The 11,013-nt window shown below is 67.8% G+C and carries 10 protein-coding genes and 2 tRNA genes; 9 read left to right on the forward strand and 3 right to left on the reverse strand.

The genetic code is table 11. The annotated features are described in order from the left end of the window. Window positions 1-1,213 precede the first annotated feature (1,213 nt). Window positions 1,214-2,182, forward strand: coding sequence for a radical SAM protein (locus CA236_RS02100; protein WP_206430491.1), 969 nt, complete (start codon window positions 1,214-1,216; stop codon window positions 2,180-2,182). Between the two features lie 6 nt (window positions 2,183-2,188). Here the strand turns inward: CA236_RS02100 and CA236_RS02105 are convergent, their stop codons facing one another. Then, window positions 2,189-3,298: a phosphatidylserine/phosphatidylglycerophosphate/cardiolipin synthase family protein gene (locus CA236_RS02105; RefSeq protein ID WP_125944370.1), complete on the reverse strand. Its 1,110-nt coding sequence runs from the start codon at window positions 3,296-3,298 to the stop codon at window positions 2,189-2,191. Window positions 3,299-3,404: 106 nt separating this feature from the next. Between CA236_RS02105 and CA236_RS02110 the strand changes: the two genes are divergently transcribed. From CA236_RS02110 to CA236_RS02120, 3 genes are read left to right on the forward strand one after another with little or no spacing between them, the layout of a single operon-like run. Next, a complete protein-coding gene (locus CA236_RS02110) occupies window positions 3,405-4,643 on the forward strand; it encodes a glycosyltransferase (RefSeq protein WP_125944371.1) in 1,239 nt (412 codons plus the stop codon). Between the two features lie 34 nt (window positions 4,644-4,677). Continuing rightward, window positions 4,678-6,108, forward strand: a complete 1,431-nt coding sequence (locus CA236_RS02115) for an oligosaccharide flippase family protein (RefSeq protein WP_125944372.1) — start codon at window positions 4,678-4,680, stop codon at window positions 6,106-6,108. Window positions 6,109-6,139: 31 nt separating this feature from the next. Next, complete coding sequence (locus tag CA236_RS02120; RefSeq protein ID WP_125944373.1) at window positions 6,140-6,670, forward strand: DUF2141 domain-containing protein; 531 nt, start codon at window positions 6,140-6,142, stop codon at window positions 6,668-6,670. A gap of 31 nt (window positions 6,671-6,701) precedes the next feature. On the opposite strand, the gene CA236_RS02125 is transcribed toward CA236_RS02120, so the two are convergent. Next, window positions 6,702-7,205, reverse strand: a complete 504-nt coding sequence (locus tag CA236_RS02125; RefSeq protein WP_125944374.1) for a hypothetical protein — start codon at window positions 7,203-7,205, stop codon at window positions 6,702-6,704. An 81-nt stretch (window positions 7,206-7,286) separates the two neighbouring features. Between CA236_RS02125 and CA236_RS02130 the strand changes: the two genes are divergently transcribed. The 3 genes from CA236_RS02130 to CA236_RS02140 all read left to right on the forward strand — a co-directional run bounded on the left by CA236_RS02130 (window position 7,287) and on the right by CA236_RS02140 (window position 8,088). Continuing rightward, window positions 7,287-7,363, forward strand: a tRNA-Arg gene (locus CA236_RS02130). Between the two features lie 22 nt (window positions 7,364-7,385). Then, window positions 7,386-7,462: transfer RNA gene (locus CA236_RS02135), tRNA-Arg, on the forward strand. A gap of 170 nt (window positions 7,463-7,632) precedes the next feature. After that, on the forward strand, window positions 7,633-8,088 hold the full coding sequence (locus CA236_RS02140; protein WP_046408915.1) for a PaaI family thioesterase: 456 nt from the start codon (window positions 7,633-7,635) through the stop codon (window positions 8,086-8,088). 63 nt (window positions 8,089-8,151) lie between these two features. Here CA236_RS02140 and CA236_RS02145 read toward each other — a convergent pair whose 3' ends face one another. Beyond that, window positions 8,152-8,847: an OmpW family outer membrane protein gene (locus CA236_RS02145; RefSeq protein WP_125944375.1), complete on the reverse strand. Its 696-nt coding sequence runs from the start codon at window positions 8,845-8,847 to the stop codon at window positions 8,152-8,154. A 129-nt stretch (window positions 8,848-8,976) separates the two neighbouring features. On the opposite strand from CA236_RS02145, the gene hemN reads away from it, so the two are divergent. Then, window positions 8,977-10,302, forward strand: a complete 1,326-nt coding sequence (gene hemN / locus CA236_RS02150; protein ID WP_125944579.1) for an oxygen-independent coproporphyrinogen III oxidase — start codon at window positions 8,977-8,979, stop codon at window positions 10,300-10,302. Between the two features lie 5 nt (window positions 10,303-10,307). Next, window positions 10,308-11,009: a helix-turn-helix domain-containing protein gene (locus CA236_RS02155; RefSeq protein WP_125944376.1), complete on the forward strand. Its 702-nt coding sequence runs from the start codon at window positions 10,308-10,310 to the stop codon at window positions 11,007-11,009. Window positions 11,010-11,013: the final 4 nt, after the last annotated feature.

Raw genomic sequence — 11,013 nt, forward strand, 5'->3', positions numbered from 1 at the left:
CACAGACAGCCTGGGAAATGCGCCGCGCGCAGTTTTGTTGTGCTCTGTCCCGGATATCGAGATGGTGACGGATTCTCCCACGGTGCGAGGATCCGAGCACTGCACAATGGGACTAGTGCGCCAAAGCCTTCCTCGCTTCCTTCGGTCCATGCGCTGCACAGGGTGACGGATCGTTTGTGAATTTGGATCTTGGCTGATCGACGTCAGACTCCAGTCGGCGCGCTTCGATGTGCTTGCATGCAAGCGGAAGGCTTTGGTCCGGTGGCGTCACGACGGATGGTATCGCGACGCGTGAGGATAGCGGTACCTGGCCTGCACTCAGGAGCAGGCCAACGCTGTCGCACGTGGCGGAAAGCCGTTGGCCAACCCAGCGTTACAACGGTCGAAATGCGTTCCCGGATCGCGCGTCGGGCGACGGGAAGATCACGCGTATAAATTGATTGCCCCACCCCGGATTACGGACGGACAAAATGGGCGGGGTGGAGCGCGGCTTAGAACACACAGCCGTCAGCTTTGTTCCCGTGTTCGTGCGGATCGGGTTCGAGGCAATGTCGCGCCGGGGTGCGGAAGCCACCTGTTGCCCGGCGGGCTGCGAAAGGGGTGCTCCGCAGAAGCCGTGAGGCAGGTCAGTTGGTCTGGCATGAAGAAAGCGATGAATGGGAAGGGATAACGTTCGGGATCGCCGGCGCGCCCTTCGTTGAAACGGATGCTGCGAAAACGTCGGGAGCAAAGCCGCGCCGTGAATCGCGTTTTGGTCGACCTCATGCGCTCCGCGGCTTTCAGTTGTTGCCGCGGTTCTCGGAGCTTTTGCGCAGATATGCTCGTGTCACGAGTGAATGCGCTGGCGCTCCTGCGGACAGCGCTTGGCCTAGCTGCGACGATCCTCTGCGCAAACGCCCGAGGCAGCTTAGCATGGATCTGCACTGCAAAAGGCTGCCTCGCCTTTGATCCGGATCAGTATCTTTGATGGGACGGCGCAATTCGCCACCCGCCGCGATTGTGGCTGATCTTGTTGTGGAGACCGCACGCTCCCTATCCGCCCGAGTAAATCAATCGTTTCGGGGAGGTGGCCTTTCCTCTCTTGCACATGCCGGGCACAGTCACGATTCTATTACGGTGCACAGGCGCGAACACGATAACCGACGGAGAGCGCCGGAGGCGATAGGGGGAGTGATGAGCGACCAGCATTGCGATGGCAGCGGCAGGCCCGTGCATGGCTAGGGCGCAGTTTAGCGACATGGCGCGCTATGTGGCGACCGCGCTGCTGGAGCCGCACCGTCCCTTGCTCGCGCATCTCGTCGTCACGCGATACTGCAATCTCGACTGCACCTATTGCAACGAATTCGACAAGGTATCGAAGCCGATCGCGGCGGAGGTGCTGCTGGCGCGGGTGGACCGGCTCGCCGAGCTGGGCACACGCGTGCTGACGCTGACGGGGGGCGAACCGCTGACCAATCCGGCGCACGAGGCGGTCATTGCGCATGCCCGGTCGCGCGGCATGATTGTCACCACCATCACCAACGGCTTCCTGATGACGCGTGAGCGGATCGAGGCGATGAACGCTGCGGGTCTCAATGCGCTGCAGATCTCGATCGATGGGGTGGAGCCGGACGAGGTGTCGAAGAAGACGCTGAAGTCGCTGCGCGGGAAGCTGCAGCTTTTGGCGGACCATGCCGAGTTCGCGGTGAACATCAATTCGGTGCTGGGGATCAGCGAGGAGCGCACGCAGGATGCGATCGAGGTGGCGGAGGTCGCGCGCGGGCACGGCTTTTCCCATACCGTCGGCGTCATGCATGATGACAGCGGATCGCTGGCGCCGCTGTCGCCGACGCAGCGCGCGGTGTACGCGCGGCTGATGCACGAGGGCGGGATCCCGCACCGGTTCAATTACTGGACGTTCCAGCGCAATTTGATGGACGGGCGGCCGAACCGCTGGCGCTGCCGCGCGGGCGGGCGGTATCTATACATCTGCGAGGACGGGCTGGTGCATTATTGCTCGCAGCGGCGCGGTGCCCCGGCGATCCCGCTGGAGATCTATTCGCGGGACGACGTCGCGCGGGAATATGCGACGGTGAAGGCATGCGCGCCGTTCTGCACGGTGAGCTGCGTTCATCAGGCGAGCTTTGCCGACAATTGGCGCGCGCAGCCGCGGCAGGACGGGCCGGCGCAGCTGGTCGCCTGAGCCGGTTCAGCGCCAGTCGGTGACGGTGCGGCGCGCGCGGGCCAGTGGGGCGATCGCGGCGGCGGCAATGCGCAGGCCGGCGGTGGCGGCCATGCCGCGCAGACGGGACGGTCGCGAAGGCGCGGCGTCGATGCTCGCGGCGCGCACAGGATCGAGGACGCGCGCGCAAAAATCAGCCACCAGCGTCGCATCGCCGACGAGCGCGAGATATTCCTCATTCGCGACATGACTGGCGAAATCGAAGTTGGTCGATCCGGTCACCAGCGTTTTGCCATCGATCAGCATTGCTTTCAGGTGGCTCATGCCCGGCGTCAGGCGGATGGTGAGGTTGGACACGGGCGGCCTGGCGAGCAGTGCGTCGCGCACGATCGGCTTGTTGCTGTCGCGCGGGGTGAGGATTTCGACCGCGACACCGCGGCGGGCGGTTGCCTCCAGCCAGTCGAGAAACGGAAAGCTGGGATAGGGGCTGATCACGACAATGTCGCGCTGCGCTGCGCCGATCGCGTCGGCGAGCGGGGCATAGCCCTGATCGTTCGTTCGCCCGTCGAGCGCGACGAGGGTGAGGCCGGGCGCGTCGCGGCGCGCATGGTGCGGCGTTCCGGCCCAAGTCGCTTCGAAATCCTGCGCGAGGAAGGCGGCTGCCTCTGCGTCGTCAATCCGCACCATCATGTCGTGCCAGGCGAAATTGTGGTCGCTGAAGTTCAGCCCGCCGAGATAGGCGACGTCGTCGGTGATCAGCAGCTTCTTGTGGTTGCGCACGCCATAACGCAGCGGGTTGCGGCCGATCGGATTGGTCCGCCGCACGGCGATGCCGTGGCGCCCGGCATCGCGGAACATCTCGCGTGTCGCGCGCACCTCCTGGCGGAAGGCGGCATTGGACAGGCGTTGCGGGGACAGCACGAAACGGTCGTTCACCACCATGCGCGAATAGCTGTCGACCAGGATGCGGCGATCCGTGGCGGTGCTGGCGGCAAGGGCATCGAAGACGCTGGTGCCGGCGGCGTCCGCCTCGAACGTCATCGCCTGGACCAGCACGCGATCGCGCGCCGCCGCGATGTCGTCCGCCGCAGCGGTCCAGAATTCGGCCGCGCCGACGAGCAGCTGATGCTTGACCAACCCCGGACCACCCCCCAACAAAGCGCGACGGTTCCGGCATTTTTTCCGGAGCTTGGCTCACGCGGGCCGGTTGGTTGTAGCGTGAGGGGGAAGACAAGGAAACACGATGGGGCGCGGCGAGGAGGATGACAGGCGACGGATCCCTCCGGCACGCGTTCTGTTGCTGCTGACATCGCTTCATGGGGGCGGGGCCGAGCGCGTCGCGGTCCATCTGGCCAATCGCTGCGATCCCGCCTTGGTCGACGTGCGGATCGGATTGCTTCGCGCAGCCGGGCCGTTCGTGAAGGACGTCGACCCAGCGCGGTTGATGGTGGCGCCGGAAGGCGAGCGGCGGTTCGTGTTCGAGGGGCCGAACGCGGGCTTCTACCGGCCGGATCGGCTGATCGCGGGGGCGATGCAGGCGCCGATCGCGTTTCGGCGCATGATCCAGGAATGGCGGCCCGACGTGGTGATGAGCTTCCTGAAGGGGACGACGCTGATCACGCAGCTGGCACTGGCGGGGCTTGGCGCGGCGCGGCCGCGCTGGATCGCGCGCGAAGGAAACAATACGCTGGCGGTGATCGGTGACGAGCTTCGCTCACCGGCAGCGCAGCGGCTGGTTACCTGGTATACGGCGCGGACCTATCGCGCGGCCGACGTGTTGCTGGCCAATTCGCAGCATATGGCGGACGGCCTGATAGACGATCTGGCGCTGGACCCCGCACGCATGCGGATGATCCGCAACCCGATCGATGCCGCGCGCGCGCGCCGGGAGTCGGACGCGCCGATCGCGCGCGCGTCGGAGGCGCGGCCGTTCATCCTGTCGGTCGGCCGGCTGGAATATCAGAAGGGCCATGACATGCTGCTGACGGCCTATGCCGCCAGTAGCGCGCGGGGCACGCATGACCTGGTGATTGTCGGCCGTGGATCGCGCGAGGCGCAACTGCGGCAACAGGCGGCAGCGCTTGGCATTGATGGGAGCGTCAGCTTCGTCGGGTTCGACGACAATCCCTGGGCGTGGATGGCGCGGGCCGACTTGGTGGTGCTGCCGTCGCGATGGGAAGGCTTTCCGACGACCGCCGGCGAGGCGCTGTCGCTGGGGCGACCGACACTGGTCACCGATTGCCGCTTCGGATCGCGCGAGCTGGTCGGCCATGATGTGGCGGGCTGGTGCGTGACGCCGGATGCCGATGCGATCAGCGACGGGATCGATCGCCTGATCGAGGACCGGGCGCTCGCCGCGCGGCTCGGCGCCGCGGGGCCGGCGCGCGTCGAGGCGTTCAGCATGGCGGCGATGATCGCGGCCTATCAGGCGCTGTTCATCGAGCAGGCGGCGCTCGGCCCCGGTGCCCTCGTCGCCGCCTGAGACTGGACCACCGACAAGCGACCGGGCGGGACAATTGATCCTGCGCGGTGGCGGGGCCAATGCGCTCGGCTTTCTGATCCGCTTCGGCGCGCGCTTCGGTTTTCTGTTTGCGGGCGCGCAATTGTACGGCGCTTCGCTGCTGGGCGCCTATGCCATTGCCCTGGCGGTGGTCGAACTGGGGGTGATGGCGGGCGGCATCGGCGCACGCTGGCTGATTTTCCAGTGGATCGACGAGCGCGGCCCGGGCCGTGCGCCGCGGCACGTGGTGATGGATGCGGTGCTGCTGGCGGGGGGCGCGTCGACGATCCTCTGGATCGCGGTGGCGGCGGCTGCGCTGCTCGTGCCTGCCACTACGCTGGCGCCGCATACGGCGACGGCGCTGCTGTGGCTGGCGCCGACCATCCTGATCCAGGTGCTGATCGAAGTGCTGCTCGCCGCGACGCGCTGGAGACGGGAGATACGCTATGACGTGATCGGAAAGAGCGTGATCCAGCCCTGGATCGGCATCGTGGTCGCGCTGCTCGCTTGGGCCGCAGGGGCGCGGACCATCGGCCTGCCGCTGTCCTATCTGGTCGCCTCGCTGGTGGTGCTGGCGTACGCGGTGCTCGCCGTGCGGCGGGTGGTCCCGAGGAGCGACGCGCCCTACCGTCCGAGCCGTCAGCGGCTGCGTCGGATGGCATCGCAGGGCCTGCCGACGATGATCAGCGAGGTGAGCGACGGGCTGGTCGCGCGGATCGACCTGTGGCTGGTCGGCGCTTTGCTGGGGCAGGCGGCGGCGGGCATCTATGGCGTGGTCAAGCAGATCGCCATCGTGCCCCGCCAGGTACGCCAGAGCATCGACGGAATGCTGGTGCCGCTCGTCTCCAACACGCTCGCGCAGGCCGGGGAGATTGGCGCGGGGCGGGCGATCGGCAGCGCAATCCGCCTGTTGCTGGTGATCCAATTGCCGCTGCTGATCGCCCTCGCCGTCGTGGGTGCACCGCTGCTGGAGCTGTTCGGCGCGGGCTTTGGCGCCGGGGCGGGGGCGCTGCTGCTGCTGACGGGTGCGGAGATCGTGCAAGGCAGCTTTGGCGTGGCGGACCTGATCTTCGCCTATCGCCGGCCGCGGCTCGGCCTTCGCGTCACGCTGCTTGGGGTGGCGGTGGCCGGGTTGCTGGCAAGCGTGCTGATCCCGGTGTTCGGGATGGCAGGCGCGGCCGGGGCAGTGCTGGGCGGCTATGCCGCGCGCGCGCTGGCGCGACGGATCGTGCTGCGTCGCGTCTTCGGGATCGTCGCGACCCCGGGCGTCGCCGCCATTCCGCTGGCGATCGGCGCGGCGGCGATGGGCGTCGTGCTGGCGCTGCACCGCCTGCCGCCCGCCGCGCTAGTCGCAGGGCTGGGTACCTACGCGATATTCCTCTTGGCGTGGCGGCGGGCGAGCGGGATCACCTTCCTGCCGACCGGTTTCGTCGACGAATCGCCCTGATTGCGCCACGAGATGCTGTCAAAGGGGGTGCATGAACACTGTGCGTATCATTGCTTCGGCCGCTCTCCTGCTGCTTGCCCCCTCGGTGGCAGCGCAGGGCAAGGGCACCATCCTTGGCCCCTATGCCGCGCGCTGCGCGGCGGGGAATGAGCCGTCGATCCTGGTGAATGTGGTGGGGCTGAAGAACCGCAACGGGGCGCTGCGCGCCCGCACCTTTGGCGGGGCGACCTCCACCTGGTTCGAGAAGAAGGGCTGGATCACGCGCGTCGAAGTGCCGGCGCCAAGTTCCGGGCCCGTGCGGATCTGCCTACCGGTGTCGGCACCCGGCACTTACGCCGTCGACCTGCGGCACGACATGAACGGCAATGGCGAGACCGACAAGTCGGACGGCGGCGGCGCGTCGGGCGATCCCAAGGTGACGCTGCTGGACTTCATCCTGGGCCGCAAGCCATCGCCCAAGGTGACGGCGGTGCATGTCGGCAATGGCGTGACCGAGATTACCGTGACCGCCATGTACCTGCGCAATGGGGCGCTTCGCCCGATCGAGGGCATGGCGCGCTGAGCGGCAACGCTCGTCCCCGCCGCGATCATGCTCAGGCGGGGGCGAGCTGCCCCTGAAGCGCCGTAATTCGCGCGACCTGCGCGGTGACGGCGTCGCGGACCTGCGCTGAGGCGGCGGTCAGCGCCGGATATTCGGAGCCCACCGTCACGGCGCGCTCCTGCGCCATGTCGCCGAGCTGGATCGCCAGGTCGCCAGTCGATGAGCGCAGCGAATCCAGTTCCGCCAGCGCCACCTGCGCATCGAGCCAGCGATCGGTGCCCGCGGCGGCACCACGCGCGCTGCTGACCAGCCGGGCGGCGCGCGTCGCGGCCGCGTCGAACGCGCTCACCCGTTCTGTCAGCGTGGCCATGACGGTGGCGATCTGTGCGTCGAGCGCGGGGTCCGTCTGCGGCGGCTCGGGCGCGGCGGGTGGCGGTTCATCGAGGTTCTGCGTTTCGGCGGGCCGGGGAAGCAGCGAGGGATAATCGCCCTGCGCGGTGCACCCGGCAGCGATCAGGAGGAGGGCGAGCGGGGCGGGAAGGGCACGGAGCAGCATGAGAATGTGTTAGGTAGCGAGAAAGTTATGCGCAACGCTCTTGCCTAATCCAAAAGTCGCTTCTATCAGCGCCACTCCAACGCGCCCGTAGCTCAGCTGGATAGAGCATCAGACTACGAATCTGAGGGTCGGACGTTCGAATCGTTCCGGGCGCGCCATTATTTACAGCACAAGTTCCACGCGCCCGTAGCTCAGCTGGATAGAGCATCAGACTACGAATCTGAGGGTCGGACGTTCGAATCGTTCCGGGCGCGCCACTTCCCTGATGGGGAGTTTGGATGGAAACACGCTGACCGCGCCGCTGCGCCACCTTTCCCGTCGCTGTTTACCTGCTGAGGGGCGCCATGCCTCTTCTCGTCGCGCTGCCGCTTTGCCAAAGCCGCTTCGGGCGCCCGCGTGGCGGCAACAGAAAGGGAGAGCGGCGAGGATGAGTGCGGATGGCGTGGGACGCGGCAGGACAGATGGCGGCCCGATCCTGAGCGTGGAGGAATTGCGCACGCTGCTGGCCGGTGCTTTCCCGGGGCGGGCAGGCGAGGGCGGGACGGTCGAGGTGCTTGGCCCCGGAACCGCGCGCATGATCCTGGATCCGCTGCCGGCGATGGCGCGGCCGGGCAACATCGTCTCCGGCCCGACGCTGATGACGCTGGCCGATCATGTCGCCTATGCGGTGATCCTGGCGCACACCGGACCGATGCTGATGGCGGTTACGCACACCCTGACCATGAGCTTCCTGCGCGCGTGCCGGTTCGAGCGGATCGTCGCGGATGCCACCATCCTGAAGATGGGGCGCCGGCTGGTCACTGTCGATGTCAGGATCTGGCAGGGAAGCGAGGCCGGGATCGTGGCGCAGGCGACCGTGGGTTATACGCTGCCGTCAGGATGACCGACGCGAAGCCGCCGCGGCTGTCCCGGAGGGCGACCGCGGCGGCGGCGGGAGAGACGAGGATCAGAGGCGGAGGCCGAGGCCGACGCCGAAGACCAAAGGATCCACGTTCAACCGCACGCGCTGCGTACCGGCGGCTGCGGTATCCAGCCGGGCGGTCGTATCAATGTCGATATATTTGACGTCGAGGTTCAGGAACACCTTGCGCGACAGGTCGATGTCGATGCCAGCCTGGGCGGCCCAGCCGACGCTGTCCTTCATGTGCACGCGGGTGCGCCCGACTGCTGCCTCCAGCGCGGGCGAGGCCTTTTCGTTCCAGAAGATCGTGTAGTTGATCCCCGCGCCGACATAGGGCCGCACGGTGGAGCGCGGCATGAAGTGATATTGCATGGTCAGCGTCGGCGGCAGCACCCAGGTGGAGGCCAGGCGGCCGATACCGCCGGTGGTGCCGGTGCGACCGTCGGCATGATGCTTCGTCGTGGAAGCGATCAGTTCGAAACCGATATTGTCGGTCGCCATATAGGTGAGGTCGATTTCGGGCATGACGCTGTTGTCGATCCGCACCTTCTCCCCCGGGAAGGCGGGCAGGATGCTGCCGGAGCGCTCATTGGGCGCAACCGTGATGGCGCGGGCGCGCAGCAGCACGTCGCCGGCGCGCGTTCCGACCCGCGCCGCATCGTCCTGCGCCGCGGCGGGCATGGCAGCCACGCCGGCAACCATGACACCCAGCGCCGCGACCAACCGCTTCTTCATCGTCATTCCCCTTTGCATCTTTGTTCGGAATGAGTCCGGGGTAGGCGCGCCGGCGGGGGGCGGCGTTGATCGGCGCCAAGCAAGTTTTTGACCGCGATCAAGGATGCGTCACTGGCCATGCCCCACGCGGTTGCCATGTGGACCTACCATCCCGACCTGCTCGCCCGCGCGGTGCCGCGCTATACCAGCTATCCGACGGCGGCCGAATTCGGCGACACGGTGGGTAGCGAGGACATGGCCGTCGCGCTTGACCGGGTCGCGCCGGACGAGGCGATCTCGCTTTATCTCCACATCCCATATTGCCGGGAAATCTGCTGGTATTGCGGGTGCAACACGGGCGCGGCGAACCGCAGCGCGCGGCTGTCCAACTATCTGGCGCGGCTGGGCGAAGAGATTGCGCTGGTCGCGCGCCGGCTGGACGGACGCGGCCGCGTGGGGCGCATCGCCTTCGGCGGGGGCAGCCCCAACGCCATACCGGCCGACGCCTTTGCTGACCTGGTCGCGCAGGTCCGTGACGCCTTTCAGTGCGATGACGACACGATCGTCTCGGTCGAAATCGATCCGCGCGGCTTCGGCGCGGGATGGGCACGGGTGCTACGCGGCGCGCAGGTCACGCGGGCGAGCCTGGGCGTGCAGACGTTCGACCCCGCGATTCAGGCCGCGATCGGCCGGGTGCAGCCCGAAGCGGAGATCCGCGAGGCCGTCGCGATCCTGCGCGCGGCCGGCGTGTCATCGATCAACTTCGACCTGATGTACGGCCTGCCGGCACAAGACGATGACAGTTTGCGCGCGACGCTGGCCACGGCGCTGACGATGGCGCCGGATCGGCTGGCGGTATTCGGCTACGCCCATGTGCCGCACATGATCGCGCGGCAGCGGCGGATCGACGCCACGTTGCTGCCCGACGCGGCGGCACGGTTTCGGCATGCGGCACTGGCGCATGAGACACTGACCGGGGCGGGGTATCGCGCGGTCGGTTTCGATCATTTCGCGCGGCCGGACGACGCGCTGGCGCAGGCGGCGGCCGCGGGCACACTGCGGCGCAATTTCCAGGGCTTTACCGAGGATCCGGCGGAAACGCTGGTTGGGCTGGGCGCGAGCGCGATCAGCGAATTTCCCGATCGTCTGCTGCAGAATGAAAAGAACACCGGCCGCTATCACATGGCGATCGGCAGCGGGCGCTTCGCGGTCACACGCGGGCTGCGGCGCAGCGCCGAGGACCGGCTCCGCGGACGGGCGATCGAAGCGATCCTGACGCGTGGCGAAGCCGACCTGTCGGGGGTGCCGCAACTGGGAACGGTTCATTCGCGGCTGGCGCCGTTCGTCGAGCACGGGCTTGTCCGCTGGAACGGCGAGCGCCTGCTGCTGCAGGATGAGGCGCGCCCCTTTGCGCGGGTGATCGCGGCGACGCTGGACGCCTATCGCGGTGAGGAGCCCGCGCGCTTCAGCAGCGCCGTCTGAGCCCCATGCCGATCGCCGCCAACGATCCCGGCTGCGCCCCGCCACGCTGCGCCGCCTGTGCCGCGCGCGACACGTCGGTGTGCGCGAGCTTTGCCGATCGGGAGCTGACTGCGTTGCACGGCATCGGCCGCCGGCGCATGCTGAAGGCCGGCCAGGTGCTGATCTGGGCGGGTGATCCGGCGGCGGTCTGCGCCAATCTGGTCTCCGGCGTGCTGAAGGTCGTGCGCGAGGATCCGGACGGGCGGGCGCAGATCGTCGGCCTGTTGTTTCCCGGCGATTTCGTCGGCGAATTGTTCGTCGAACAGGCGCGCGAGACGGTGGTGGCGCTGGTCGATGCCGATCTGTGCCTTTACTCGCGCCGTGCGCTGGAGCCGGTACTGGCGGCCCAGCCGGGTGCCGAGGGGCTGTTGCTGCGCCGCGCGCTGGGGACGCTGGCCGAGGCGCGGCGCTGGATGCTGATGCTGGGGCGAAGGCACGCGCCGGAGAAGGTCGTCGCCTTCCTGCTCGACATGCATCGCCGGTTGGGCGTGGGTGACCGCGTGGACCTGCCGATGGGGCGCGGCGCGGTGGGTGAGGTGCTGGGCCTGACGATCGAGACGGTTAGCCGGCAGATGACGGCGCTGAAGGCCGCCGGGCTCATCGCGCTGCCGGGCGGGCGGCAGGTGCGGCTGCTCGACCGCGCGGCGCTCGCCCGTATCGCTGGGTGACCGG

It is taken from the genome of Sphingomonas sp. ABOLG, from assembly GCF_003950435.1.
Taxonomy (GTDB): domain Bacteria; phylum Pseudomonadota; class Alphaproteobacteria; order Sphingomonadales; family Sphingomonadaceae; genus Sphingomonas; species Sphingomonas panaciterrae.